Source organism: Massilia sp. BAP21, assembly GCF_057801335.1.
In genome coordinates this window covers 4,928,363-4,954,211 of sequence record NZ_CM173596.1, presented here as the reverse complement: position 1 = coordinate 4,954,211, position 25,849 = coordinate 4,928,363, and the positions used below count along the sequence as shown (strand labels likewise).

Here is a 25,849-nt window from a genome sequence, read left to right as displayed (position 1 = left end):
GGCATGCTCAGCCGGCACTGGCCAACAACTGCACCGCGCCCGCCATCAAGGCCGGCAAGCCGGCCAGGCGCAGGTTCCAGTCGTGCTCGCGCAGTACCCGCGCCCGCGCCGCGCGCCCGACCGCGCTTGCCTGGCCGGCTCCGTTTCCGGCTCCATTTCCGGCTCCGTTCTCGGCTCCATTTCCGGCTCCGTCTCCGATTTCGGCCAGGACGGCGGCAATGCGCGCGCGAAAACCCGGCGCGTCCGCCGCCGCCAGGGCTTCCGGCAATTGCAGGCAAGCCAGGCCGGAAAGCGAGCGCGGCAGGCCGAGCACCGGCTTTTGCATCGCCATTGCGGCCAGCACCGCCATGCCGGCCGCGTGACCGTCGGCGGGCGGCGCCAGTACCAGGGCGGCGTGGGCCAGGTAGGGCCGCGAGTCGAACGGGGCGCCCTGGCCGCCGACAAGCGTCACGCCGGCCTGGCGCGCCAGGGCACCCAGGGACGGGCGCCGGCCTGCATGCGCACTGGTATCGGCCAGGTACAGCGACAGTGTCGGATCGGCGGCGCGCAGCGGCGCGAAGACCTGGGCGGCCAGCCAGCGCGCGGCGTCGGCCGCGTCGCCCTGCAGCGGGCCGGCCAGCAGCAGGACCCGTTCTCCGGGCCTGTAGGGCGAGCGCTGCAGGATGTGCGGCGAATAATGCTCGGGATCGACGCCGCTGGCCAGCAGTTGCGCCTTGTGCGCCGATTCCGGCGCGAACAGCCGGAAGCGGGCGACGTCGGCGGCGCCGGCAAACAGCGCGGCATCGCACGCCGCGCCGGCGCCGCGCTCGATGGCTAGCAGGCGCCGCGCCTGGCGCCGCCATAGCGCAGCGCCGGGCCAGGGCCGCACCGCGCCGCGGCGGCGCTGCCGGTCGGACTCGAGCTCGACGAAGTCCACCACGCGTACCAGGCCCGGGGGCAGGGCCGCCAGGCAGGCGCCCATGCCCGCCCCACAGGCCAGCACGGCGGCCACCGGACGCCGCGCGCACAGGCGCGTGGCCCAGGCCTGCAGCGCCGGGTCCATGCGCACGGCGCCGAGCCGCATCGCAGCGAGGCGCATGCTGCGGCCAATCCCGGGCGGGGCCACGAAACAGGTTTCATGGCACAGGGCGCGCACCCGGCTGAATTGGGCGCCGTCGCGCAGCGGGTCGGCGCTGCAGCCGAGATGTACCCGAAAATGGCGGCCCAGGAAACGCAGCAGCTGATACCAGCGCAGGCTGGCGGCATCGCCGTCGGGACGCGGCAGGCAGGGAGCGAGCACCAGCAGTTCGGCGCCGGCATCCGGGCCGGAAGGAAGGAAGCGCGCGTTCATGCCCGCTCCACTTGCGCAGACGGTGAGCGCGCCAGGGACGGCGCGGACGGCAAGTGCGGCCGGGTCGGTTCACGGCGTGAGTTGAGCAACATGTCGGATTCTCCAGTGAAAGCCTGGTGGCGCGGCGCGCAGCCCTTGCCGTCTGTCGATTATATGGCTGGGAAAACCATGCATTTCGCTACCCTTTTTTCAATTGATACCTGTCAAAAGAGGCCTTTGCGCTGTCATCCGTGGACGCAACGTGCGCCGGAATGCGGCCCATGCTTGTGGCAAATTTCTCTCCGGCTTGATCTATGTTCAGACAGAAAAGAATCACGGGAAAGGTCGGGAACTGGCTACGGCTGACCTTGTCTGACTGGCAGCTATCCCGTTTTCGCCAATAACGGCGGGACGCCACTCAGGAGGAAACAGCATGCTGGTCGATGACATGCCCATCGCAACATTTGCAACCATCCCGTCCCCGGAACTGGCGGCGTACACCGCGCAACACCCGCCCCGGCCAGGCCTTCCCGATCCGGAGCCCGGCCGCTCCCAGGTATTCAATGTCCGGTTGGCGAGCTCGGCCGGCCGGCAGGACGCGGCGGGGGTCCTGGTGCGCCGCATGTACGCCTGGCGCGGCTATGCGCTCGACCCGGCGGCACGCCAGGACGGCGCCCGCGTCACCTTCTATGCCGAAACCGACGGCGAACTGGTGGGCACGATGAGCCTGGCGCTGGACCTGCACGGCCGCCTGCCGGCCGACGAGAACTTCGGCGACCTCCTGGCGCCGCTGCGGCTGGCCGGGCGGCGCCTGTGCGAGCCTTCGCGCCTGGCCATCGACAAGGGCATGTCGAAGCGGGTCTTCGCCGCGCTGATCCACATTTCCTACCTATATGCGCACCGGCTGCGCGGCTTTAGCGACTACATCATCGAGGTCAACCCGCGCCACGTCGCCTTTTACCAGCGCATGCTCGGCTTCGCCGTCTTCGGCAGCGAACGCGACTGCAGCCGGGTCGGCGCGCCGGCGGTGCTGCTGCGCCTGCCGCTGGACGTGATGGGCGAGCGTATCCGCCGCTGGAGCGGCAGCTTCGAGGCGGCCGGCGCCGAACGCTCCTTCTACCCGTATTTCTTCCCGCTGCGCGAAGAAGCCGGGATCAGCGCGCGCCTGGCCGCGCTGTGCCAGGGGGAGGACCGGACATGACCGCCATGAACGAACTGCAGGAAGCCGTGGATACCGGCGCCGCCCTGCGCGCCATGGAGGCCGTGGTCGGCACCGCGCACCTGCTGGCCGACGACGCCACCCTGGAACGCTATGCGCGCAGCACGGCCGCGCGCCCGGTGCGGCCGCTGGCGGTGGTGCGGCCGGCCGGCGCCGGCGAGGTGGCGCAACTGGTGCGCATCGCCGCCGCCTACCGGCTCGCCGTGTATCCGCTCAGCACGGGCAAGAACTGGGGCTATGGCGATGCCTGCGCGGTCGGCGCCGCCCAGGTCATCCTCGACCTGTCGCGCATGAACCGCATCGTCCAGGTCGACGCCGAGCTGGCCTATGCCGTCATCGAACCCGGCGTGACCCAGCGCCAATTGTCCGACTTCCTGCGCGACAACCGCTACCCGCTGTGGGCCGACTGTACCGGGGCCGGACCGGATACCAGTTATGTCGGCAACATCATGGAGCGCGGTTTCGGTCACTCGCCCTATGGCAACCGCCTGCAGCACGTGGCCGGCATGCAGGTGGTGCTGGCCAGCGGCGAAGTGCTCGACACCGGCTTCGGCCACTACCGCCAGGCGCGTGCCACCCACCTGTTCCCGTATGGCGTCGGCCCCTTCCTCGATGGCCTGTTCACGCAGTCGAACATGGGCATCGTCACGCGCCTGGGCATCTGGCTGATGCCCCAGGCCGCCTGCGTGAACCATTTCCTGTGCAGCGTGCCGGCCCATGGCGACATCGCCGCCGTGGTTGATGCCCTGCGTCCGCTGCGCCTGGACGGCACCTTGCGCAGCATCCTGCATATCGGGAACGACCTGCGGGTGCTGTCGGGCGGGCGGGTGTTTCCGCGCGATGCCGCGGGGCGGGCGGGGCGTGCCGCAACGGGGGCGGCAGCCAGGCGCGTAGCCAGGCCTGACCCGGGGCCTGGATCGGAGGCGGAACCGGGAATGGGATTCGGGGCCGATGCGCAATCCTACCCAGGCTGCACACCAGCGCCGTCTTCGCGGCTGGCGCCCGAGGTGCGCGCACGGCTGTGCGCCGGCCTGGGCGCCTGGACGGTTTCCGGTGCCCTGTATGGCAGCAAGGCCCAGTTGGCGCTGGCGCGTGCGGCGGTAAAACATGCCCTGCGCGGTACCCGGGGCCGGGCACGCTTCGTCAGCGAGCGCGGTTTGAAATGGGGGGCGCTGGCTGGTCGGCTGCTGGGCAACACCGGGGCCGGGCAACGCCTGCGCACGCGCGTGGCGCTGGGCGAATCGCTGTTCGAGATGAACCGCGGCGTGCCGAACGGGCGCTTCCTGGCCGGCGCCTACTGGCGCCGGCGCGGCGGGTTGCCGAGCGGCTTTCCCGAAGGCGCCGATCCGGCGCGCGATGGCTGCGGCCTGCTGTGGGTGTCGCCGGTGCTGCCGCTGCGCGGTGAAGACATGCTGGCCGTGTACGCCCTGGCCGAGGCCCAGTTCGACCGCCATGGCTTGGATCTGTTCGCCACCTTCAGCATGATCAACGAGCGCACGCTGGGCGGAGTCCTGACCGTGGCCTACGACCGCGACGACCCCGAGGAAACCGCGCGTGCCCGGGCCTGCCACGACGCCGTGTTCGCGCAGATGCTTGAGGCCGGCTACATTCCCTACCGCGCCGGGAACCACTCGATGGCGGCGCTCGACCCGGACGGCGACAGCTACTGGCGCACGGTGGCGGCGCTGAAGGCGGCGCTCGATCCGCAGGGCATCCTGGCGCCCGGACGATACGAGCCAGGCGTGGCGGCGCGGCAGGACGCGTGCTGACGGCATGCGTGAACGCGTTCGGCCATGCAGCCGCGGCGCGCCGCCTGGCCGCAAGCGCGATCCGGTCCTGCACCGCAGGCGCCAGGGTGAGGCGTGCGGACCGGGAGATGCGGATCAGCTCGTGCGGACCAGGTATGCGGATCGGCACGCACAGACCGGCACCTGGGTAGCGGCATGACGGCCGCTTCAGAAACCGATCTTGCGCGCCGGCAGGGTACGCACCACGCCGCGAAAGTCGACCGTGTTCAGCGACACCGGCCGGCGCCAGATACGGTCGACGTATTCCATCACGCGCTCGGCCTGCTGGAGGTCGAGTCCGCGCCCGTCGTGCTGGAAGTCGTGGCGCAGCTCGAGGCTGCCGTCGGGTTTCAGCAGCGTGACCGCCACCGAGGGTGCGCCATAGTTGTACTTCGGGGCCAGGATCGCCTCGCGGATCGCGTGGATGTCGCGGTTGGCGATCCGCGTTTCGCCGTCCTTGGGTGTTTCGTGCACGAACAGATCGAGTTCCCGCGCCAGCTCCTCGTCGAGGTAGTTGCGGACGAAGCCGAAATCGTCTTCCTCGCGCATGATGCGGCGCGCCGCCTCCAGGCCCTCGCGTTCGATGATGTGCTCCCACATGACGAAGCCGAGATGGTAGGGGTTCAGGGACAGCGCCAGCTGCTGGCCGCCTGCATACGGCCGCACCACGTCCGAATGCGATTTCAGTGCCGCCAGGTAGAGTTCGTGCGGCAGGAAGCCGGCCTCGCGCAGCAGGCGCGCATGCCAGTACGAGGCCCAGCCTTCGTTCATGATCTGGCAGGCGTAGATCGGGTGGAAATAATATGCCTCCTCGCGCACGGCCAGGAAGATGTCGCGCTCCCATTCCTCGAGTTCGGCGCCGTACTGGGCGATGAACCACAGCAGATCGTGCTCGGGGTACGGCGGCAAGGGTGCGCGCTGGCGCCGCGTGTCCGGCGCGGGCGGCTCGTCCTCGCCCGGCAGGCGGGTGTAGCGGTCGCGGAAGGCGCGGTCCGGCGAACCGGCGGCGGCCGGCGTACCGGTGCCGGGCGAGCCAGCCGCCGCCGGTTCACCGGCCGCCGCGTCGCCGGACCGCGCCAGGTAGTCGGGGTAGCGCGGCCGGTGCAGCGGCTGGTCGATGTCGATATGGGCCTCGAGCGCCAGCGCGGCGTCGAGCACGGCTTCGACCCGCTCCTGGCCATGCTCGGCCAGGGCCGCCTCCAGCCGGTGCGCGCGCGCCGCGCTCTGTTCCAGGATATGGCCGCCTGCCATGCCCATGAAGCGCTGGAACAGGGCGTTGTTCTTGGCGAAGTCCGCATGTCCCAGCACGTGGGCGGTGACCAGGGTGTTCTCGGCCAACGAATTATGTTCGAGCATGAAGGCGCGGCAGGGGTCGCCCGGGAACATCACCTCGAAGATGCGCGAATGCCCCATGTGCTGGCGCACCAGCTGGTGGATGTAGCGCACCCCGAACGACCAGTGGCGCATCCGCACCGGCAAGCCGTAGACGGCGATCTCCAGCATGAAGTTGTTCGGCACCATGTCGAAGTGCACGGGGTCGAAATCCAGGCCATGCTCGATCGCCAGCTGCTCGAGGCGGGCGGCATAATCGGCCAGGCGGTCGCCGGACAGGGACTCATCGGACGAGGGGCCACCGGACAGGGGATTGCTCATGCGCGCGCCTCTCCGGGGTTGGCCAGTGAACTGGCGAGCGGACCGGTGCGCAGATCGGCCTGCAGGTTGGCTCGCAAATCGGCTCGCAAGTCGGCTCGCGGCGGGCCCAGGCCCGCGGCCCGCGCATCGGTCGTCTCGCCAAAGAAGCGGCGCAGCGCGCGCCAGACATCGTCGGCATTCGACAGCACGCTGGCGCCCACCGCCAGGCCGCGCGCCTCGAGGTCAGTGAACAGGCGGCGCATCTCGGTATCGAGCGAACTGCCGAGCGAGCGGGTGGCACCGGGCAGGGTTTCAACGAAGCCCATGTAGTTGAGCATGCCGGCCAGTTCCTTCAGGCTGTGGTGGGTAGCGCCGCGGTCTTCGGTGAAGTTCTCGCCATCGGAAGCATAGAACAGGTAGAGGTTGGTTTGCCCGGCCAGCCGTTCGCGCCGGATGATGTCGAGCACCAGCCGGAACCCGCTCGAGGCGATCGTGCCGCCGATCCCGCTCACCTGGAAGAAATCGCTTTCGTTGAATTCCCAGGCCTGCGTGGTGTGGGCGATGAAGCGCGCCGCCACCTTGGCGTAGCGCCGGCGCAGCCCCTGCAGGGCAAAGAAGAAGAAGGACTTGGCCAGCTTGCGTTCGAGCTGGGTCATGCTGGCGGAAACATCGATGACAAAGAAGATCAGCGCCGCCGTGGCCGGCCGCGGCCGGCTGACCAGCTGGCGAAAGCGCAAATCTTCGTCGGTAAACGGCAGCGGATCGTCCTGCACGGCGCGGCGCTTGATGGCTTCTTTCAGGGTGCGGCGCCGGTCGAGGCGCGAGCGCGCGCCCCGGCGGTCCCAGCCTTCGCGCACGAGTTCGGTGTCGGGGATGGCCGGGCTGGCCGCGGGCTTCAGGTCGGGCAGGCACAAATCTTCCCACAGCCAGTCCATGATCTCGTCGATCGAGAACTCGAGCAGCAGTTTCACTTCGCCGTCCTCGTTGCCCCCGGCGCCATCGTCGCCTTCGTCGTCGTCCTCGGCATGGCGCAGGATGTCGCCAGGTTCGCCGCGGCCCTGGCCGGCGCCGGTCTCAACCCGGCCTTCGGCCAGGCGCAGGCGCGCATGTTCGAGCAGGCGCACCGGCACCTGTACGCTGCGCTGCTGCGGTCCGGTGATGAGGTCGGGGCCGGCGATCAGGTCGGGCAGGTGCTGGCGCACTGCTTCGCGCACCTTGTCGTTGTGGCGCAGCCAGTCGCGCGCCCCGCGCGAGAACAGCTCGTACCATTCGGTGCTGATGGTGAGCGCCATGGGATGGTCCGCTTCCTCATTCCTGGGCCAGCAGCGTGGTGACGTAGTTCAGCGCTTCGCGCGCACTGTGCGCGTCGTAGCCGTACTCGTCGACCAGGCGTTTCTCGACGGCCGAGATCTTGGTGCGCACATCGTCGTCGGGCCGCTTGCTGGAACTGACCAAGCGCAGCACGTCGCGACGCCCCTCGAACAAATACTGCTGGACGGCGTCGTTGAGCTGGATGTGGCTGTCGAGCCCGAACTTGACCCCGCGCTTGTAGGCGCCCATGGCCTTGCGCACGACTTCCTGGCGGAACGACTGCTTGCCCGATTCGGAAATGTGGATCTTTTCCTCGACCGCGCGCAGGAAGCGCTCGTCGGGCCGCCGCTCCTCGTTGGTGATCGGGTCCTTCACGGTACGGTTGTCGAGCATGGCTTCCACCTCGTCGAGGTACTTGTTGAGCAGCTCGAGCGCTTCGCCCTCGAAGGAGACGAACAGCGCCTTGTGCACGTCCTGCTTCACCCAGCGGTTGTAGAAATCCTTGCGCGTCAGGACCAGGTAGTCGACCCACTTGCGCTTCCTGCGCGCCTCGATGCGGGCGTCGTTCTCGATGGCATCTTTCAGGGCCAGCAGCACGTCCATGGTCGACAGGCTTTTCTGGTTCGAACCAATGATGGCGTTCGACAGCGCGTTGATCACGAAGCGCGGCGAGACCCCGGCCAGGCCTTCGTCGGGCGCCTTTTCCTTTTCTTTGACACGGCGGATGTCGGCCCGGTTCACGCCATCGACTTCCTCGTCGGCATGGATGCGCACCTTCCTGACCAGCTCGGCTTCCTTGTCGTCGCCGTCCTGGATGCGCGACAGGATGGCGAACACCGCCGCCGCATGCAGCACGTGCGGGTCGAGGTGGACGTTGCGGAAGGCCGGCGCCGCCGACGAGATCAGCTTGCGGTAGATGCGCGCTTCCTCGCGGTAGTTCAGGGTGTACGGCACCTGGATGATGACCATGCGGTCGAGCAGGGCTTCGTTTTCGCTTTCCTGCAAAAACTTGCGGAATTCCGCGAGATTGGTATGCGCCAGGATGGTCTCGTCGAGGTAGATCAGGGGAAAGCGCGCCACCTTGACGTTCTTTTCCTGGGTGAGCGTGAGCAGCAGGTAGAGGAATTCGCGCTTGACCTTCAGGATCTCGATCATTTCCAGCACGCCGCGGCTGGCCGCGTACATGGCGCCGGACCAGGACCAGGCGCGCGGATCGCCTTCGTCGCCATACTGCGCCACCTTCAACAGATCGACCGAGCCGACCAGGTCGGCCAGGTCGGCCGTGGTGGGGTCGTGCGGCGCATAGGTGCCGATGCCGCTGCGGCCGGCTTCTGAAATGAACACGCGCTCGACCGGCATGCGCATGAAGTCGCCGTTGAACTGCTCTTCCAGCCGGGCCCGGCAATGCGGACAGATGTCGCCGGCGATGTCGATGCCGTAGGTGTTGCGGCAGGCGGCGCGCATGGTGTGCGGCACCAGGTGCAGCGGCGACTCGCGCACCGGGCAGCCGGCGATCGCATACAGGGCGCCGTCGTCGGTATGGCTGTACTCCTCCAGGCCGCGCTTGAGCAGGATGACCAGGGTCGACTTGCCCCCGGAAGGCGGGCCGAGCAGGAGCAGCAGGCGCCGGCCGACTTCCGAACCGGCCGCGGCCGCCTTGAAATAGTCGACCACCCGCGCCAGCGCTTCGTCGATGCCGAAGAGGTCGTCGGCGAACAGGCTGCAGCGCAGGGCGCCGCCCGCATCGTCGAGGCAGGTGGCGCGCATCATGTCCCAGATGTACTGGTGCGAACTGCGCGCGACGCGTTCCGGCGCAGCGGGCAGGATGGTGGCCAGGAAGTCGCCGAAGGTGCCGGCCCAGTGCCCGGCGCGGTGCTGGCGGGTGAACAGGTCGAGGCTGTGCAGGAAGCCGCCGTGCCCGCCGGCCTGCCCGCCGCCCTGCGCGTCGTCCTGCACGGATTCCTGCCTGGGGTCCTGGATACCACACGCGTTCTCGCCCGGCTGCGTCACGTTTCCTCCGTCGGCTGTGGTGGAGAGGTGCGGCCTGGCTGGCCGCGCGAAGCCACAGTATCGGTGTGCGTCGGGGGAGGTGGCTGAGGCGTATCAATGTGCGCGACCGAACCTCGCGGGGCTGGGCGGGCCTAATAACAAGGCACGGATGATGGGTCCGGCGGGCATTGGCGTCCCCTGCCGGGGCCTTGCGTTCGCCGCCGCACCGATGCCGGCTGCCTGCTCAGGCTAGGATGGTGCTTCAGACAACTTTGAAGGGTATGCCATGTCCACAACGAACGCTTCCGTCCAGGCCGCTGCACTGGCGGACAAGATTCGCTCGATGCGCTTTGCCATGTTTACGACCGTCGACGAACACGGCCACCTGATCAGCCATCCGATGACCAACCAGGATACCGATGCCAAGGGCGGGCTCTGGTTCTACACCTCGATCCACACGCCGCTGTGGCAGAACATCGCAATGCAGCCCGAGGTCAACGTCAGCTTCGCCCAACCCGAGGACAGCCTGTACGTGTCGATCAGCGGCACCGCCGAGCGCGTGGTCGACCGCGAGCGCATCCGTGCGCTGTGGAACCCGATGGTCCAGGCCTGGTTCCCGCACGGCCCCGACGACGAGCACGTGGTGCTGGTGCGCGTGGCGCCGCACAGCGCCGAATACTGGGATTCGAACGACAGCAAGATGGTGCGCCTGTTCCAGATGGCCAAGGCGGCCGTGACCGGCACGACGCCGGACGTCGATCCTGGCGAGCACGGCACGATCAAGCTGGAGAACTGAGGGCAGCCAGGGCAGGGCCAGCGTCCGCGTCGCAGCGCTGGTCGCCGGCTGGCCTCGCCGGAAGAGCCTGGACCTGGGGCGGCCCCGGACCTTGCCGAAACAAAGCCCGGGGCTTGCCGCTGGCTTAAGCCTTGCCGCCGCTGGGCGGCACCAGTTTCGTTTCGCCGGCGGGCGGCGCCAGGTCTTCGGGCGACTGGTTGGCGCCGCTTTCCGGCGAGCCGATCCCGGTGCCCGTGCCGCCGGCCTGGCCGGAGCGGGTATCGAAGGCGCCACGGGCGCCGCTGTGCATGCTGGTTTCATCCGGCTCCGCAGGGTCCGGCGCCGCGCCGGGCGCCGCCGCGGGCGTTGCATCCGGCTGCACGGCCGCACCTCGCGCGTCGGCGGCTGTCGCTTCCTCGCCGTTGCCCTGACTTGCGGTCAATTGCTCGCCACCACTGCCACCGGTTTCCTGCTGCGTTTCATGGCTGGGTGTTGCTCCTTCCTGACCACTGGTTACACCGCCCACGCCGATCGCGGCGCCATCCGCAGCATTATCCGCAGCACTACCGGCAGCCTCATTCTGCCCCGATCCGTTCCTCGTCCCTGCATTCATCGTCGTCCTCCCGCATCCTGGTTGCATGATGGTCCGATTATGCCAAGCGCAGCGGCGGGCGCCATCGGCATCCCGGCGGCGCCGCTGTAGGACAGGACCCAGCGTCAGCGGTAGCGCTTGTAGACGCTCGTCGTTCCATCCTTCTTCACCAACAATACCTCGTATGGCTCGCTGTGCGCGCCTTCCATGCCCGGCGACCCCATCGGCATGCCCGGTACCGCCAGGCCGGCCGCCTGCGGACGGGTGGCCAGCATGCGCTTGATGTCGGACGCCGGCACATGCCCCTCGATCGCATAACCCTGCACCTTCGCGCTGTGGCAGGAGCCATGCTCGTCGGCGATCCCGAACTTGGCGCGGTAGTCGCCGGGATTTGCCACATCCTGGGCCTTGACGCTGAACCCGTTCGCTTCCAGGTGCCTGATCCATTGTTTACAGCAGCCACAGGTGGCGGTCTTGTAGACCTCGACAACGGGCTGAGCGGGCTGGGCAGCCATTGCCGGGAGTGGCTGAGCGAACAGGAGCGGCAGCAGGAAAGACAGGGTGGTTCGGGAAGGCATGGATTCTCCAGTTGACGATGGCGTGCAATGAAAGCGGGGGCCGGAAAGCGGCATCCTACAGCAACTCTCCGGCAAGCCGCCAGGCCCGCATTCGTAGTATCTTTACGGAAACGTATCCAATACCGCGCAGTGCTCACCTGGAGATCCCGGCATGACCTCGCATCCTCCCGCCGGCGGCCCGGCAGCCACTGGCATCTTCCACGAGTCAAGCATCCCGCAGACCACCCCTGCGTCGCCCTTTGACGCCATCGTCATCGGCGCCGGTTTCGGCGGCATCTGCATGGGCCGGGCCTTGCTGCGCGCCAGCATCAAGCACTTCCTCATTCTCGAGCGTGCCGACGACATCGGCGGGGTCTGGCGCGACAACCGCTATCCCGGCGCGGCCTGCGACGTGCCTTCGCACCTGTATTCGTTTTCCTTCGCGCCGAACCCCGACTGGCCGCGCACCTTTGCCACCCAGGCCGAGATCCTGGCCTACCTGCGCGACTGCAGCGTCCGCTTTGGCTTATCGCCACATCTGCGCGTCAAGCGCGAGGTCAGCGGCGCCCGCTACGATGAAGCGAGCGCCACCTGGGAAGTGACGCTCGAAGACGGCAGCAGCCTGCACACCCGCCTGCTGGTCAGCGCCATCGGCCTGCTGGGACGGCCGGCACTGCCGAGGATCGACGGCATGGACAGCTTTGCCGGGGCCGCCTTCCACTCGTCGCGCTGGAACCATGCGCTGCCGCTGGCCGGCAGGCGGGTGGCGGTGATCGGCACCGGGGCCTCGGCCACCCAGTTCATCCCGGCCATTGCCGGCCAGGTGGAGGAGCTGCTGGTGTTCCAGCGCTCGCCGGCCTGGCTCAAGCCGCGCGGCGACCGCGCCTACCCGGACTGGCGCAGGCGCCTGTTCCGGCGCCTGCCGCTGGCGATGCGCCTGCACCGCGCCCTGATCTATGCAAAATACGAGTCGCGCGCGCTGGCCTTTACCCGCTTCAAGGGCATGATGGAACTTGCCGTCGGCCAGCCTTTCCGGCGCATGCTGGCGCGCGACGTGGCCGACCCGGCGCTGCGCGCGCGCCTGACACCGGGCTATCCGATCGGCTGCAAGCGGGTCCTGCTCTCCGACGATTACCTGGCCAGCCTGGCCCATCCGGCGGTGCGCCTGGTCAGCGAGCCGATCCGCCGCATCGTTCCGGAGGGTGTGGAAACGGCGTCGGGACAGGTGCACGAGGCCGACATCCTCATCTACGGCACCGGCTTTACGGCCACCGAGTTCCTGGCCCCGATGGCGATCCAGGGCCGTGCCGGAGTCGACCTGAACCGGGCCTGGCGCGAGGGCGCCGGAGCCTACCTGGGCGTGAGCATGCCGCACTTCCCGAACTTTTTCATGCTGTACGGACCGAATACGAACCTGGGCCACAATTCCATTGTTTACATGCTCGAAAGCCAGGTAGCCCACGTGATGCGCTGCCTCGATGCCCTGCGCAAGACGGGTTCCACCACGGTCGAGGTCGAGCCGGCGGTGCACCAGGATTTCAATGCCAGGCTGCGCCGACATCTGGGCAGGACGGTCTGGAACGGCTGCCACAGCTGGTACCTCGACCGCCAGGGCCGCAACGTCACCAACTGGCCCGGCTTCAGCTTTAGTTACCGCTGGCTGGCGCGGCATGCCAGCCTGGCTGCCTACCGTTTCGCCTCGCCCTTGCCGACTGAACCCGGCAACCTGCGCATTGCCGCGCCGCCCAGCCTGGGCGAACGCCTGCAGGCCGGCTTCCAGCGCCTGTTCCTGCGCGCCTGCTTCCGGCCCCTGATCGGACCGCCCGCCGGCCCGCGCCTGCAACGGGCCCTGGTCGCCTGTCTCGCGCCGCTGATGCCGGGCGTGCGCGGGGTGCGGCGGGTGCGCCGCGCGCTGGGCGGGGTACCGGCCGAGGCCGTCATCCCGCAGGGGCAAGCACAGCAACATGGAGCAGGCGCCATTCTCTACCTGCACGGCGGCGCCTTTTGCCTCGGCAATCCCGCCTCCCACCGCAGCATCACCACACGCCTGGCGCGCGACGCGGGCATCACCGTCTGGGCGCCGGATTACCGGCTGGCGCCCGAACATTCGTATCCGGCCGCACTCGACGATGCACTGGCCTGCTACCAGGCGCTGCTGGACAGCGGCACTCCCGCACACCGGATCGTGCTGGCCGGCGATTCGGCCGGCGGCGGGCTGGCGCTGGCACTTGCCCTGACGCTGCGCGACAAGGGCCTGGCCCTGCCGGCGGGGCTGGCGCTCATCTCGCCACTGACCGATCCGTCCCTGTCGAGTCCCTCGGTCGAAGCCAACGCCCACATCGACCCGATGGTGCGCCGTTCCTGGGTGGCGCAGGGCATCGCCTGGTACGCTAGTCCGCTTGACGCGGGCGTTCATGCGCCGCTGACCCAGGACCTGACGGGTATGCCGCCGATACTGGTCCAGGTAGGCGAGCAGGAAATCCTGCGCGACGATGCCTGGCGCCTGGCTGCACATGCACGCGCATGCGGCGTACCATGCCAGCTCGAGGAATACACTGGGCGCTGGCACGTATTCCATTTGCAGGCCTTCTACCTGCGCTCGGCCGCGCACGCCATCGGCCACCTGGCCGCCTTTGCTCAGGCGCGCATGGAGGAGCCGCCTGCCGACTGATCACGAGGACCCCATGGCCTTTTCCGCCGCCGCTGCCGCCGTCCTGCTGCTGCACCTCGCGTTCGTGCTCTTCGTCGTGTTCGGTGCACTGCTGGTGGCGCGCTGGCCGCGCCTGGCCTGGCTGCACCTGCCGGCGGCCGCCTGGGGTTTCTATATCGAAGCAAGCGGACGCGGCTGCCCGCTGACCACGCTCGAGAATTTGCTGCGCATGCGCGCCGGCCAGGCCGGCTATGGCGAAAGCTTCGTCGAACACTACCTGCTGCCGCTGATCTATCCCGGCAGCCTGACGCGCGAGCTGCAGCTGGCGCTGGCCGCCGGCGTGGTCGGCATCAACCTGCTCCTGTATGGCTGGATCGTCCTGCGGCCGATGTGGCGGGCGCGGTAGGGGCGGGGCCGCACATGAACGCAGGGTAACGTGCGGGGACCCGACGGGCAGGGTGCTATGCTCGTCCGCAGTGCATCCGGCCCGCTGCCCGGGCCCTTCCAGGAGAGATTCATGACGATGACGGTAGGCGATTTCCTTCTGCAACGACTCGACGAATGGGGCGTGGACCGCATCTACGGCTACCCCGGCGACGGCATCAACGGCATCCTGGCCGCGATGCGGCGCCAGGACCGCATCGACTTCGTCCAGACCCGCCACGAGGAAATGGCCGCCTTCATGGCCTGCGCCCACGCCAAGTACACCGACGAGGTCGGCGTCTGCATGGCCACCTCGGGGCCGGGCGCCATCCACCTGCTGAACGGCCTGTACGATGCCAAGCTCGACCACCAGCCGGTGGTCGCCATCGTCGGCCAGCAAAAGCGCGCCTCGCTTGGCGGACACTTCCAGCAGGAAGTCGACCTGGTCACCCTGTTCAAGGACGTGGCAGGCGCCTTCGTGCAGATGGCCACCACGGCCGAACAGATCCGCCACCTGGTCGACCGCGCCTTCCGTATCGCGCGCACCGAGCGCTGTGTCACCTGCATCATCATTCCGTCCGATTTGCAGGACGAAGACGCGGTCACCGCGCCGCCGCGCGAGCACGGCAGCATCGTCACGGGCATCGGCAGCATGGCCCGCGCCGGGGTGCCACCGCAAGCGGCCTTGCAAGAGGCGGCCGATATCCTGAACGCCGGCAAGAAGGTGGCCATCCTGGCCGGCGCCGGGGCACACGGTGCGGCCGACGAACTGATCGAGGTGGCCCAGCTGCTGGGGGCGGGCATCGCCAAGGCCCTGCTGGGCAAGATGGTCGTGCCCGACGAGCTGCCGTTCGTGACCGGCTCGATCGGCATCATCGGCACCCGGGCCAGCTTCGACATGATGAACGAGTGCGATACCTTGCTGATGGTCGGTTCGAGCTTCCCGTATTCCGAGTTCCTGCCCGAGGAAGGCCAGGCGCGCGGCGTGCAGATCGACATCGACGGCAAGATGCTCAGCCTGCGCTATCCGATGGAGAGCAACCTGATCGGCGACGCCAAGGCCAGCCTGCGCGCACTGATCCCGCTCCTGCAGCGCAAGGAAGACCGTCGCTGGCAAGAGCGCATCGAGGAGAATGTGCGCAAGAGCTGGCAGCTGCTGGAAAAGAAGGCGATGCAGGAAACGCCTGAGCTCAATCCCCAGCGCGCCTTCTGGGAACTGTCGCAGCGCCTGCCCGAGGATGCCATCCTGGCCGGCGACTCGGGTTCCTCGACCTCCTGGTATGCGCTGGACATCCGCGCCCGCAAGGGGATGCTGGGTTCGCTGTCGGGCGGCCTGGCCACGATGGGCTCGGCGGTGCCGTATGCGTTTGCCGCCAAGATGGCCTATCCGGACCGCCTGGTGGTGGCGCTGGTTGGCGACGGCGCCATGCAGATGAACGGAATGAATGGCCTGATCACGATTGCCCGCACCTGGCAGCAGTGGCGCGACCCGCGCCTGATCGTGCTGGTGCTGAACAACCGCGACCTGAACTTCGTCACCTGGGAGCAGCGCGGCATGGCGGGCGAGCCGAAGTTCGAAACCTCCCAGCAATTGCCCGACGTGGCGTACGCCGACTACGCACGCCTGCTCGGGCTCGACGGCGCGCGCGTGGAAAGTCCGGACGGGCTCGGCACGGCGCTGGACGCGGCATTCGCCGCCGATAAACCCTTCGTGCTCGACATCGTCAGCGAGGCGAATATCCCGCCTCTGCCGCCCCATATCACCCGTTCCCAGGCCAGGCAATACTACGAGGCCATCGAAAAAGGCGAGCCGGAAGCCGATGCCGTTCGGCGGGCGCTTGCTCAACAGGGGTTGCCGGAGCAATAATGCGGATGTGCTGGCTTATTGTTATCGCTTTTCGCGGCTGCGTGTAAAGACGCAGGGCTGAACATGTGAACCGATTGGCGCCTGGCAGTTGTGCAGGCGCTTTCCCCCGTTCCGATGATGACCGTATCCTGTGCTCCCGCGCATGTCCTTGCATGCACGGGCGGCCAGGGTGCGCATGCGTACAAGACGAGCACAACATGAGGCGGCAAACGACAGCAGGTCTGCAGGGAAGCGGCGAGGGCGCGCCAGGGACAGCGGCGGCCTTCCAGGAGGAGACGACAATGCATAACAGGAGAACACGTAGTGAGTATTTTTAGGACGAAGAACCTCGATACCATGGTGGCGGACGCCCGCACCCCTGGCGGGCTGAAGAAGGTCCTCGGACCGATGGACCTGATCCTGATGGGTATCGGGGCAATTGTCGGCACGGGTATCTTCGTGCTGACCGGTACCGGCGCGGTCACGGCCGGCCCGGCGCTGACGCTTTCCTTTGTCATCGCCGCGATTGCCTGCGGCTTTGCCGCGCTCTGCTACGCTGAATTCGCTTCCAGCGTGCCGGTGGCCGGCTCGATCTACACTTATTCCTACGTGACCCTGGGCGAGATCGTCGCCTGGATGATCGGCTGGGACCTGCTGCTCGAATACGGCCTGGCGACCTCGACGGTTGCGGTCGGCTGGTCCGGCTATTTCCAGTCGCTGCTGAAAGGGATCGGCATCGTGCTGCCGGAAGCCTTGCGCGCCGCGCCGGGTGCGATCCCGGGCGTGAACACCGTCTTCAACCTGCCGGCCTTCCTGATCATGCTGGTCCTGACCTTCATGCTTTCGCTCGGCGTGCGCGAATCGGCGCGCGTGAACAACATCATGGTGCTGATCAAGACCGGCGTCGTGCTGCTGTTCATCTTCGTCGGCGTCAGCTATGTGAAGCCGGACAACTGGCAGCCCTTCATGCCATTCGGCATGGGCAGCGTGATGAGCGCCGCCGCACTGGTGTTCTTCGCCTTTATCGGCTTCGACGCGGTGACCTCGGCGGCGGAAGAAGTCAAGAACCCGTCCAAGGACCTGCCGATCGGCATCATCGGTTCGTTGGGGATCTGCACCATCCTGTACGTGGTGGTCGCGGCCATCATGACCGGCATCGTCCCGTACATGAACTTCAAGGGCGTCGACCACCCGGTGTCGCTGGCGCTGCAATACGCCGGCCAGGACTGGGTTGCCGGCTTCGTCGACCTGGCCGCCATCCTGGGCATGAGCACCGTGATCCTGGTCATGGCCTATGGCCAGACCCGCATCCTGTACGCCATGTCGCGCGACGGCCTGCTGCCGAAGAAACTGTCGGAAGTGCACCCGAAATACGGCACCCCGTACTTCGCTACCTGGATGGTCGGCATCATCTTCGGCCTGATCGCCGCCGTCGTGCCGCTGGGCGTGCTGGCCGAGCTGGTGAACATCGGCACCCTGGCCGCCTTCTCGCTGGTGTCGCTGGCTGTCATCATCCTGCGCAAGAAGCGTCCGGACCTGCACCGCGCCTTCCGCTGCCCGGGCGTCCCGGTGGTGCCGGCCCTGGCCATCATCTTCTGCGTGGCACTGATGTCCTTCCTGAGCTGGCATACCTGGGTGGCCTTTGCCATCTGGCTGGCGTTGGGCCTGGTCGTCTACTTCGGCTACGCCCGCCAGCGCTCGCTGTTGAACAACACCAAGGCTTGATCGCTTCAGGCTGACATGAAAACGGCGCCCGTCAATCCGACGGGCGCCGTTTTTGTTTGTGACCTTGACCGGGATAGTCGATGCGGGCCGGCTCAGGCCGCGGCGGCGACCTCGCCCAGCTCGGCCAGCGTCGCCGTCGTGACGCCGGCCTCGCGCATCCGGGCGATCGCGCGTTCGCCATCCTGCGGCTGCACGTTCACCGCGCGCATCGCTTCCGGCAGGATCACGGTCTCGAAACCTTCGGTGCGGGCGTCGAGCGCCGTGTTCAGCACGCAGTAGTCGGTGGCCAGGCCGCACACAAAGACGCGGCTGACGCCGTGCTGGCGCAGGTGCTCGGCCAGCGCGGTGCCGTTGAAGGCGGAATAGGCGTCGGCGTCGGCGCTGTCGGCTTTCGAGATGATCACCGTGTCGGCCGGCAGCGCCAGTTCCTCGGAAAACGCCGCGCCCCGGGTCTCGGCCACGCAATGCGGAGGCCAGGGGCCGCCACGTTCTGCGAATGAACAATGGTTTTCCGGATGCCAGTCGCGCGAGGCATATACCGGCAGGCCGAGTGCGGCAAACCTGGCCATGGCCTCGTTGACCGGCGCCAGCACCTGGTCGCCCTCGGGCACGCCCAGGCTGCCGCCGGGCAGAAAGTCGTATTGCATGTCGATGACGAGCAAGGCATCGCTGTCTTGCAGACGAATCGGATTCATAAAAGCAGTCCTCCCTGTATGGATACACATCAAGCGGACAGGGTAGCACGGCAGAGACGGGGCTGTGCCTGATGTTGGCTGAATGTTATACTGTATATGAATACAGTATTTTTGAGCCTCACCATGACAAAGTTCGCTCCCATCGACCTCGGCCCCGCCCGTCCCGACACCGAAGTCCCGGCTGCCGGCGGTCCCAGCGGCCGGCTCGGCGTCAAGATGTTCCGTGTCGCCGACGACCCGATCACCGAAGCGCAAACCGACATCGAGATCGCGCGCGAGTTCATCGCCAACGGCGAACTTACCCCGGCCTCGATCGCCAATTCGCAAAAGGAATTGTTCCGCTTCCTCACCTGGTGCCGCGAAGAGGCGAAAAAGACCTTGTCCCAGCTGAACGTGGCCGACCTGAACGCTTACAAGGACTTCCTGCGCAACCCACCGCCGGACTGGATCTCCACCACCAAGTGGCCGCGCAGCGACCCGCGTTACCGTCCATTCAGCGGGCCGCTGTCCGATCCGAGCCGGCGCCAGGCCATGATCGCGGTCAAGGGGCTGCTCGCCTTTGCCGAGCAAACCGGCTACCTGCGCCGTAATCCCGGCGCCCTGGTGCGCAACGTGCGTACGCCGATTGCCAGCCGCATCACGCGCTACCTCACGCCGGGCGCCATTGCCCTGGCCCTGGACACGGTCACCAACCGCCTGGCCGATTCGCCCGCCGCCGAGCGGCGCCGCGAGCGCGACCGCTTTCTCCTGATCGCGTTCGCCCATACCGGCGCGCGCCTGAACGAGATCGTCGGCGCCAACATGGGCTCTATCTACACCGAAGGCGGCGGACGCTGGTGGATCGACGTGCTCGGCAAGGGCAACAAGCCGCGCCGCCTGCCCGTGCCCGACGACATGCTCGCCGCCTTCCGGCGCTACCGCGAAGCCTACGGCTTGCCGCCGCAGACGGCGCGCGTCGACCGTACGCCGCTGGTGCTGTCGAGCCGCAGCCGCGAAATCACGCGCCTGAGCGACGAAGCAGCATCCGAGGCGTTGAAGGGCATCTTCACCGAAGCCGCCGCGCGCGCGGCCCGGGACGGCGACAGCGACACCGCCGCCACCCTGCGCCACGCCTCCGCACACTGGTTGCGCCACAGCATGCTGACCAACCATGCCAACAACGGCGTGCAACTGAAGACCCTGCAGGATACCGCGGGCCACGCGAACATCGCCACCACCGCGGCCTACCTGCACAAGACCGACAACGAGCGCCATGACGAGATCATTGCCTCGGTGACCGGTAGCGCACGCGGTTGACACCGGGTGGTCGTTGCCCCGGCGCTCAGCAGCCGGATGATCGTTGCCCCTGACGCTCAGCAGCCCGGTGATCAGCGTCCTGGCGCCCGACAGCCCGGTAACCAGTGGCTCGGTGACCGGTTTTCAGCACGTGAAGCCGGGTTCAGCGTTGCCGCGGTGAGCGGCAATCCGCGTGTTTGGAGTCGATTGTCGCCCCTGCGAGCGGTAGTGCGCGCTGCCGGCTTCCAGCGCATGTTCGCGCGGTAACCGGCAGCGCGCGCCCGGGCGCCTGTCGCCTAGTTACCGGATACGGTGCCGAGGCGGCCGAGGCGGCCGACACGCCCGTCCTCCCCGTCGGCCGCATAGCGCAAGCCGATCTGCGCCCGGATCTCGTCCAGCACGCGCATGCCAGCCAGCGTTTCCTCGTGGTTCATCAGGGGATGTTCCAGCAGCCCGGCGCGCAAGGCATCGCCGGCGGCCATCGCCTCGTGCACATAGCCATTACCCAAAAAAGGCGTGGCGATGCGGCGCGTGCTGCCGTCGGCCGCCGTGACGCTAATTGCGCGCGCCATGTGGAACATGCTTTCCATCCGAATGCTCCCACGCTCACCAGAAATGCTGAGTTCGCACGGCGTGCGGGCGCGCAACGAGCAGTTCGAGACCGACACCGTCCCGCCCCGGTGCAGCATCGTAAATCCGGTGCTGAGGTCGACTCCCGTCGGTCCCATGCTGGCCCCGGCGCGCACGCTCTCCACCGGCCCCAGCAACGCCATGGCGACCGACAGCGGATAGATGCCGAGGTCGAGCAGCGCGCCGCCACCCAGCTCGCGCCGGTTGACCCGGTGTTCGGGATCGCGCGTGGCGGCAAAGCCGAAATCGGCCTGCACCAGGGCGACCTCGCCGATTTCCCCGGCGTCGACGATGCGCCGCACCTCGGCCAGGGCCGGCATGAAGCGCGTCCACATCGCTTCCATCAGGAACAGCCCGCGCTCGCGCGCCATGGCAACGACGGCCTCGGCTTCGCGCAGGTTCATGGCAAACGGCTTTTCGCACAGCACCGGCTTGCCGGCCTCGAGCGCAAGCAGGGCATTCTGCGCATGCATGGTGTGCGGCGTGGCGACATACACGATGTCAACCTCCGGCAGCGCCACCAGCGCCTCGTAGGATGGGCAGGCCGCCACGCCGCATCCCTCTTCGAATCCATCTGCAAATTCGTCCGCAAATGCCCGCGCCGACGCCAGCGTACGCGAGCCGACCGCCACCAATTGCGCGTCCGGCGTGTCGCGCAATGCCTGGGCAAAGGCGCGCGCGATGCCGCCCGTGCCGAGGATGCCCCAACGTATAGTCCTTGCCATGGTCGCTCCGGTTGGCATACTCACAGTGCTCCGTTCACGCCGAGATAATCCTGCAAGGCGCGTACCACCAGCGCATGGTCTTCGACGCCCGGCAAGCCAGAGACCGTGATGCTGCCCACCAGCCCGGTGCCGCGCACGCGCACCGGAAAGGCGCCGCCATGCGCCGCGTACTCGCGCGCGTCAAAGGCAGGCATGGCGTCGATGTCGCCGCCGTCCGCCTTGACCTGGGCGTGCATGTAATACGAACTGTGCCCGGTACGGTTCACGAGATTGCTCTTGCGCCGGATCCAGTCGGCATGGTCGGGCGCCGTGCCGTCCATGCCGTGGGCAAACAGCAGCATGCCGTTGCGCCGGATCTCGACCGCCACCGCCTTGCCCTCGGCGCGCGCCAGCGCCACCAGTTTCAGCCCGATGTCGAGCGCCGCCCCGTTGCCAAAGCTGTCGAACTGCAGCAGGTCTTCCTGGCGTTGCAACTGGGCCAGGCTGTAGTCTGTCTGGGGCATGGACGCTTCTCCGGGAGTGAGGGTGGACAAGGCGCCGAGCACGTACACCAGCGGCGCGTTCCAGTTGATCGCCACTTCGTTGCTGGCATAGCTGCAGGCATGGTCGAGGTAAGACAGGGCCGGCAGGGTTGATGGATACGGCGGGCATTCGGCGCGGTCCTGCTGCAGCGGGTTCGGCCCGCCGGCCACGAAGCCGGGCACCGGCACCGCCACCGCATCGCCCAGCGACGGCCGGTGGTGCGGGTGCTGCGGCGTGCGCGCCCCGAAGCCGGTAACGAAGGACAGGCCGAGCGGATTGCGGCCCAGCACGAAGTCGAGGTTCGACTGGGCGGCGTCGAGATAGTCGCGCTTGCCGTTCAGGCGGTAGGCCTGGAGCAGCATCATGGCCCCATTCAGCACCACCGCATTGCTGCCCCAGACGAAATCGGCGCCCTTCATGGCCACCCGGTAGCCGGATGCGCGCCACTCGGCGGCCAGGCGCGCCGCCAGGCCATCGACGCGGCTGGCGATCAGCGCGCGGTCGGCGCCCGGCCCTAGCCGGTTGCGGTGATGGGCCAGCGACATCCAGGCCAGGCCGCGCACGTCGTCCCAGGCCGGCACCGTGGCCGACACGGCTTCCGGCGCCAGCGCCGCGTAATAGCTATCCTTCCCGGTCGTGATGTAGAGCTCGGCCGCCGCCCAGGCGAACTCGTCATCCAGATGGGCGTCGCCGTATTCCCCGGTCAACACGTCGGGCGGATTCTTGAACGGCAGCGCCGGATGCGTCTCGGCCCAGGCCCAGGCGCGCTCGGCCGCCGCCAGGGTGCGCGCCGCCAGGCCCGGCCAGCGCCCCTCGTGGCCGGCCAGCACGCGGCTGGCGGTGGCCATGGTCGCGGCGAAGCCAAGCGCCGCCGCCGTGCTTTTCGCCACCACGTAGCGCGGCTCGCGCATCGCTTCGTGCGGCAGCACCATGGCGTCGAAACGCAAATTGGTCAGCTTGTGGTAGACGCCGCCATCCTCCGGGTCCTGCATCGCCAGCATCCAGTCCAGGTTCCACATCGCTTCGTCGAGGATGTCGGGCACGGCGTCGCCGGATTCGGGAATGCCGGTCTCCAGCTTTGCAAACCACTGCGGAAAGTGTTCGTAGGCAGCCAGCAAGGTATAGGTGGAGATGGCTGAGCTGGCGATGTATTTGTTGTAGTCGCCGGCGTCGTACCAGCCGCGCGCGGCGGCAATCACGGTGCCGGCCGGGCGCGTGCCCGAGGCCGCCGATGGGTGCACCAGCACCCGGTCGTCGGGATGGCCGGCCGGGCGCGCATACGGCCCGGCATGGCGCGCCGCCAGGGCGGTGCCGCTGCGGTTGAAGTAAAAGGCCTTCAGGGCGGCGCCGTCGAGCGCGCGGTAGGAGTCGGCGCCGATTGTGAACACGTCGGACTCCGGCTGGCCGGCCACGCGCAGGCGGTAACGGCCGGGTGTGCGCAGGGCGGAGAAATCGGCCACGCGCACCGTGTCGTGCGCCGGCGCCCAATTGGCGGGGGGGCCGAGCCGGCCTTGCAGGACCACCCGCGCGGTGTCGGCCGACACCACGTCGAACGCGGCGCCGGCGCCGGGCGCGGCCGGGACCAGGGCCAGCTTGCTGGCCTGGGGCAGGTAGCCGATCTGGTTCAGCTTGATGCCCGGGACCGGGCCGGCCGCGGCGGCACTGCCGGCCAGGAGCAGGCCCAGGTGTAAACCCAGGCCCAGGCGAACACGCAAGAACGGCGGCCTCATGCCGGCACCGCCTTGCCGTCCGCCTTGCCATTCCCCGCGGCGCCGGGCGCGCCCATCCCGTCGTCGTGGTAGAACGGCGCGAACCAGGTCGCCAGGAAGGACGGAATCGTCGCCACCATCACGAACACGAAGTAATGCACATAGCCCAGCCACTCCTGCAAATGGCCGCTCACCACACCTGTCACCAGCCCGCACAAACCCATCACGCCGGTGCCGAAGGCGTAGTGCGTGGTCGTGTACTTGCCCGGCGCCAGTTGCTGCATCAGGTAGATCATGAAGCCGACCGCGCCGAAGCCGAAGAAGAATTTCTCGATCACGACGCCGGCCGTGATCACCAACAGCGAACTGGGCAGATAAATGCTCATCAGCAGGAAGGTCAGGTTTGGGATGTTCACCGCGCAGCAGAGCACGAACAGGGTCGCCTTCAGCCCGCGCCGCGCCACGTACCAGCCGCCCAGGAGCGAGCCGAGCAGCACGGCGGCCAGCCCGTAGGTGCCGTAGACCAGCCCCAGCATTTCGTTGGACAGCCCGAGTCCGCCCTTGCTGATCGGGTCGACCATGAAGAAGGGGCCGATCTTTTCCAGGAAGCCTATGCTCAGGCGGAAAAGAAAAGCAAAGGCCAGCATGCGCCAGATCCCGCGTTTCTGGAACAGGGTGACAAAGGCGTCGAACAGGATGCGGCCGGCATCGCGCACGCTTGCCGGGGTGTCGGCGGCGCGCGCGCCCTCGGGCATGGTGCGTGCATGCCAGGCGGCCATCGCCAGCACCACGGCGCCGACCAGCAGGAAGATCAGGCGCCAGGATTCGATCCACTCCGGGCCGAAGCGCGCCGGGTCGTGTCCGAACACATGGGTGTGCAGGTAGCCGCTCAGGTAGACCATGCCGCCGGCCGCCACGATCGGCCCGACATTCCACGACAGGCTCTGCAGCCCGCAATACAGCGACTGGGTGCGGGTGTCGAGCGAAGTCACGTAAACGCCGTCGCTGGCAATGTCCTGGGTCGCGCCGATGAACGACAGCGCGAAGAACAGCGCCATCAGCAGCGACATGTAGCCGGGCAGCGCCATCGCCAGCGCCACGCCGGCAAACCCGGCGCCGATCAGCACCTGGGCCCAGAGCACGAAGAACTTCTTGGTGCGGTACATCTCGACGAAAGGCGCGAACAGCGGCTTGACGGTATAGGCCAGGATCAGCAGGCTCGAATACTGGGCCGCCTTGCCGTTGTCCATGCCCAGGTTCTTGAACATGATGGCGGTGACGCTGGTCAGCATCACGTAGCCCAGGGCCATCGTAAAATAGCCAGTCGGCACCCAGAGCAGCGGGGAACGGCGGCGCTCAGCAATGGACATGTTCGCGCTCCTCGTGCGGGGCCGCTGACGCTGCGGTCACCAGCGCCGGCTCCGTTGCCGCTTCAGTTACCGCTTCAGTTGCCGCTTCAGTTGCCGCAGCCGGCGCCGCATCCTCGCCCAGGTGGCTGGCCAGCATGCGCGCCGCACCCAGCAGGGCCGGGCAGGGTGCCGTGATGAGGAAGGTCGGGATCGCGGCCGTAAAGGCGCTGAAGCGCCCCTTATTCTCGAAGCGGGCGCGAAACGGCGATTGCCCGAACCAGGCGCCCAGTTTCGGCACCACGCCGCCGCCAATATAGATGCCGCCGCGCGCGCCCAGGGTCACCGCCAGGTTGGCCGCCACCGTGCCCAGCATGCCAGCGAAACACTCGAGCGTTTCCAGGCACAGGGCATCGCCTCCTTCCAGGGCGCGCGCCACGATATCGGCCGGGTCCAGGGTCTCGAACACCAGTCCCTGCTGCGCCGCCAGCGCTTCGCGCACCAGCACCAGGCCCGGCCCCGAGACCAGGCGCTCGGCCGACACGTGGGCGTAACGCTGCCAGCAATGGCGCAGCACCGCCATCTCGCGCTCGTCCGCCGGCGAGAACGCCACGTGGCCGCCTTCGCTGTGCAGGGGCGTCCAGCCGCCGCCCGGCGCCGGCACCAGGCCCGACACGCCCAGGCCCGTGCCGGCGCCGACCAGCCCGATGGCGCAGCCGGGCCGCGCCGTACCGCCGCCGATCTGCACCAGGCTCGCTTGCGGCAAGACCGGCAGCGACATCGCCAGCGCCGTGAAGTCGTTCACCACCAGCATGGTTTCCAGTCCGAGCTCGCGCGCCGCGCGCGCCGTCGAAAAGGCCCAGCCATGGTTGGTCATGCGGATGGCGTCGCCGTCGACCGGATTGGCGATGGCGATCGCCGCGTGCCGCACCAGGATGCCGGCGCCGGCCAGGTAGGCCGCGGCGGCATCTTCGAAGCGGGGATAGTCGCCGCAGGCGAGGGTGCGCACGGCGCCGATCTGGCCTGGCGCGCGCTCCAGCGCGAAGCGGGCATTGGTGCCGCCGATGTCGGCCAGCAGGCGCGGGCCATCGATGTGGAAGGGAGTGTGCGGGCCGGGATGCATGGGGTCTCC

General features: G+C 68.1%; 19 protein-coding genes. 8 read left to right on the top strand and 11 right to left on the bottom strand.

Going from position 1 to position 25,849, the window contains the following annotated elements; translation table 11 throughout:
* Positions 1 to 7: 7 nt before the first annotated feature.
* Positions 8 to 1,330, bottom strand: coding sequence for a hypothetical protein (locus tag ACWYRN_RS21805; RefSeq protein ID WP_488689803.1), 1,323 nt, complete (start codon positions 1,328 to 1,330; stop codon positions 8 to 10).
* 412 nt (positions 1,331 to 1,742) lie between these two features.
* Between ACWYRN_RS21805 and ACWYRN_RS21800 the strand changes: the two genes are divergently transcribed.
* Both ACWYRN_RS21800 and ACWYRN_RS21795 read left to right on the top strand, forming a co-directional pair.
* Positions 1,743 to 2,510, top strand: a complete 768-nt coding sequence (locus tag ACWYRN_RS21800; protein WP_488689802.1) for an N-acyl amino acid synthase FeeM domain-containing protein — start codon at positions 1,743 to 1,745, stop codon at positions 2,508 to 2,510.
* A complete protein-coding gene (locus tag ACWYRN_RS21795) occupies positions 2,507 to 4,297 on the top strand; it encodes an FAD-binding protein (RefSeq protein ID WP_488689801.1) in 1,791 nt (596 codons plus the stop codon). Before ACWYRN_RS21800 ends, ACWYRN_RS21795 begins: the two co-directional genes overlap by 4 nt.
* A 186-nt stretch (positions 4,298 to 4,483) precedes the next feature.
* Here ACWYRN_RS21795 and ACWYRN_RS21790 read toward each other — a convergent pair whose 3' ends face one another.
* Genes ACWYRN_RS21790 through ACWYRN_RS21780 form a run of 3 tightly spaced genes read right to left on the bottom strand, consistent with a single transcriptional unit; the run spans position 4,484 to position 9,268 of the window.
* Positions 4,484 to 5,968 (bottom strand): SpoVR family protein, encoded by a 1,485-nt coding sequence (locus tag ACWYRN_RS21790; RefSeq protein ID WP_488689799.1) that lies wholly within the window; start codon positions 5,966 to 5,968, stop codon positions 4,484 to 4,486.
* Positions 5,965 to 7,239 carry a DUF444 family protein gene (locus tag ACWYRN_RS21785; protein WP_488689798.1) on the bottom strand — a complete coding sequence of 425 codons (1,275 nt, stop codon included), beginning with the start codon at positions 7,237 to 7,239 and terminating at the stop codon, positions 5,965 to 5,967. Before ACWYRN_RS21785 ends, ACWYRN_RS21790 begins: the two co-directional genes overlap by 4 nt.
* A 16-nt stretch (positions 7,240 to 7,255) precedes the next feature.
* Positions 7,256 to 9,268, bottom strand: coding sequence for a serine protein kinase (locus ACWYRN_RS21780; RefSeq protein ID WP_488689797.1), 2,013 nt, complete (start codon positions 9,266 to 9,268; stop codon positions 7,256 to 7,258).
* A gap of 265 nt (positions 9,269 to 9,533) precedes the next feature.
* Here ACWYRN_RS21780 and ACWYRN_RS21775 point away from each other — a divergent pair, with 265 nt between their 5' ends.
* Complete coding sequence (locus ACWYRN_RS21775) at positions 9,534 to 10,043, top strand: pyridoxamine 5'-phosphate oxidase family protein (RefSeq protein WP_488689796.1); 510 nt, start codon at positions 9,534 to 9,536, stop codon at positions 10,041 to 10,043.
* 124 nt (positions 10,044 to 10,167) lie between these two features.
* Here ACWYRN_RS21775 and ACWYRN_RS21770 read toward each other — a convergent pair whose 3' ends face one another.
* Positions 10,168 to 10,464 (bottom strand): hypothetical protein, encoded by a 297-nt coding sequence (locus tag ACWYRN_RS21770; RefSeq protein ID WP_488689794.1) that lies wholly within the window; start codon positions 10,462 to 10,464, stop codon positions 10,168 to 10,170.
* A 275-nt stretch (positions 10,465 to 10,739) separates the two neighbouring features.
* Entirely contained in the window at positions 10,740 to 11,192 is a 453-nt protein-coding gene (locus ACWYRN_RS21765; protein WP_488689792.1) for a DUF411 domain-containing protein, read from the bottom strand.
* 151 nt (positions 11,193 to 11,343) lie between these two features.
* On the opposite strand from ACWYRN_RS21765, the gene ACWYRN_RS21760 reads away from it, so the two are divergent.
* The 4 genes from ACWYRN_RS21760 (at position 11,344) to bcaP (ending at position 17,815) form a co-directional block, all read left to right on the top strand.
* Positions 11,344 to 13,842, top strand: coding sequence for a flavin-containing monooxygenase (locus tag ACWYRN_RS21760; RefSeq protein ID WP_488689791.1), 2,499 nt, complete (start codon positions 11,344 to 11,346; stop codon positions 13,840 to 13,842).
* Positions 13,843 to 13,855: 13 nt separating this feature from the next.
* Complete coding sequence (locus ACWYRN_RS21755) at positions 13,856 to 14,227, top strand: DUF2784 domain-containing protein (RefSeq protein ID WP_488689790.1); 372 nt, start codon at positions 13,856 to 13,858, stop codon at positions 14,225 to 14,227.
* Between the two features lie 111 nt (positions 14,228 to 14,338).
* A complete protein-coding gene (locus ACWYRN_RS21750; protein ID WP_488689789.1) occupies positions 14,339 to 16,111 on the top strand; it encodes a thiamine pyrophosphate-requiring protein in 1,773 nt (590 codons plus the stop codon).
* A 303-nt stretch (positions 16,112 to 16,414) separates the two neighbouring features.
* Positions 16,415 to 17,815 carry a branched-chain amino acid transporter BcaP gene (bcaP, locus tag ACWYRN_RS21745; RefSeq protein ID WP_488689788.1) on the top strand — a complete coding sequence of 467 codons (1,401 nt, stop codon included), beginning with the start codon at positions 16,415 to 16,417 and terminating at the stop codon, positions 17,813 to 17,815.
* A gap of 92 nt (positions 17,816 to 17,907) precedes the next feature.
* Here the strand turns inward: bcaP and ACWYRN_RS21740 are convergent, their stop codons facing one another.
* On the bottom strand, positions 17,908 to 18,510 hold the full coding sequence (locus ACWYRN_RS21740) for a nicotinamidase (RefSeq protein WP_488689786.1): 603 nt from the start codon (positions 18,508 to 18,510) through the stop codon (positions 17,908 to 17,910).
* 123 nt (positions 18,511 to 18,633) lie between these two features.
* Here ACWYRN_RS21740 and ACWYRN_RS21735 point away from each other — a divergent pair, with 123 nt between their 5' ends.
* The gene (locus ACWYRN_RS21735) at positions 18,634 to 19,806 is read left to right on the top strand and encodes a tyrosine-type recombinase/integrase (protein WP_488689785.1); all 1,173 of its coding nucleotides are present in this window, start codon (positions 18,634 to 18,636) and stop codon (positions 19,804 to 19,806) included.
* A gap of 275 nt (positions 19,807 to 20,081) precedes the next feature.
* Here ACWYRN_RS21735 and ACWYRN_RS21730 read toward each other — a convergent pair whose 3' ends face one another.
* Genes ACWYRN_RS21730 through ACWYRN_RS21715 form a run of 4 tightly spaced genes read right to left on the bottom strand, consistent with a single transcriptional unit; the run spans position 20,082 to position 25,840 of the window.
* Positions 20,082 to 21,140 carry a Gfo/Idh/MocA family protein gene (locus ACWYRN_RS21730; protein ID WP_488689784.1) on the bottom strand — a complete coding sequence of 353 codons (1,059 nt, stop codon included), beginning with the start codon at positions 21,138 to 21,140 and terminating at the stop codon, positions 20,082 to 20,084.
* A 20-nt stretch (positions 21,141 to 21,160) separates the two neighbouring features.
* Positions 21,161 to 23,392: a heme-degrading domain-containing protein gene (locus tag ACWYRN_RS21725; protein ID WP_488689783.1), complete on the bottom strand. Its 2,232-nt coding sequence runs from the start codon at positions 23,390 to 23,392 to the stop codon at positions 21,161 to 21,163.
* The gene (locus tag ACWYRN_RS21720) at positions 23,389 to 24,741 is read right to left on the bottom strand and encodes an MFS transporter (protein WP_488689782.1); all 1,353 of its coding nucleotides are present in this window, start codon (positions 24,739 to 24,741) and stop codon (positions 23,389 to 23,391) included. The genes ACWYRN_RS21725 and ACWYRN_RS21720 overlap by 4 nt, the downstream gene beginning before the upstream one ends.
* On the bottom strand, positions 24,728 to 25,840 hold the full coding sequence (locus tag ACWYRN_RS21715; protein ID WP_488689781.1) for a glucokinase: 1,113 nt from the start codon (positions 25,838 to 25,840) through the stop codon (positions 24,728 to 24,730). The genes ACWYRN_RS21720 and ACWYRN_RS21715 overlap by 14 nt, the downstream gene beginning before the upstream one ends.
* Positions 25,841 to 25,849: the final 9 nt, after the last annotated feature.

Coding starts and splice junctions, on each gene's coding strand:
- ACWYRN_RS21805 (WP_488689803.1), bottom strand. CDS start 1,330: ATGAACGCGCGCTTCCTTCCTTCCGGCCCGGATGCCGGCGCCGAACTG.
- ACWYRN_RS21800 (WP_488689802.1), top strand. CDS start 1,743: ATGCTGGTCGATGACATGCCCATCGCAACATTTGCAACCATCCCGTCC.
- ACWYRN_RS21795 (WP_488689801.1), top strand. CDS start 2,507: ATGACCGCCATGAACGAACTGCAGGAAGCCGTGGATACCGGCGCCGCC.
- ACWYRN_RS21790 (WP_488689799.1), bottom strand. CDS start 5,968: ATGAGCAATCCCCTGTCCGGTGGCCCCTCGTCCGATGAGTCCCTGTCC.
- ACWYRN_RS21785 (WP_488689798.1), bottom strand. CDS start 7,239: ATGGCGCTCACCATCAGCACCGAATGGTACGAGCTGTTCTCGCGCGGG.
- ACWYRN_RS21775 (WP_488689796.1), top strand. CDS start 9,534: ATGTCCACAACGAACGCTTCCGTCCAGGCCGCTGCACTGGCGGACAAG.
- ACWYRN_RS21765 (WP_488689792.1), bottom strand. CDS start 11,192: ATGCCTTCCCGAACCACCCTGTCTTTCCTGCTGCCGCTCCTGTTCGCT.
- ACWYRN_RS21760 (WP_488689791.1), top strand. CDS start 11,344: ATGACCTCGCATCCTCCCGCCGGCGGCCCGGCAGCCACTGGCATCTTC.
- ACWYRN_RS21755 (WP_488689790.1), top strand. CDS start 13,856: ATGGCCTTTTCCGCCGCCGCTGCCGCCGTCCTGCTGCTGCACCTCGCG.
- ACWYRN_RS21750 (WP_488689789.1), top strand. CDS start 14,339: ATGACGATGACGGTAGGCGATTTCCTTCTGCAACGACTCGACGAATGG.
- ACWYRN_RS21740 (WP_488689786.1), bottom strand. CDS start 18,510: ATGAATCCGATTCGTCTGCAAGACAGCGATGCCTTGCTCGTCATCGAC.
- ACWYRN_RS21735 (WP_488689785.1), top strand. CDS start 18,634: ATGACAAAGTTCGCTCCCATCGACCTCGGCCCCGCCCGTCCCGACACC.
- ACWYRN_RS21730 (WP_488689784.1), bottom strand. CDS start 21,140: ATGGCAAGGACTATACGTTGGGGCATCCTCGGCACGGGCGGCATCGCG.
- ACWYRN_RS21725 (WP_488689783.1), bottom strand. CDS start 23,392: ATGAGGCCGCCGTTCTTGCGTGTTCGCCTGGGCCTGGGTTTACACCTG.
- ACWYRN_RS21720 (WP_488689782.1), bottom strand. CDS start 24,741: ATGTCCATTGCTGAGCGCCGCCGTTCCCCGCTGCTCTGGGTGCCGACT.
- ACWYRN_RS21715 (WP_488689781.1), bottom strand. CDS start 25,840: ATGCATCCCGGCCCGCACACTCCCTTCCACATCGATGGCCCGCGCCTG.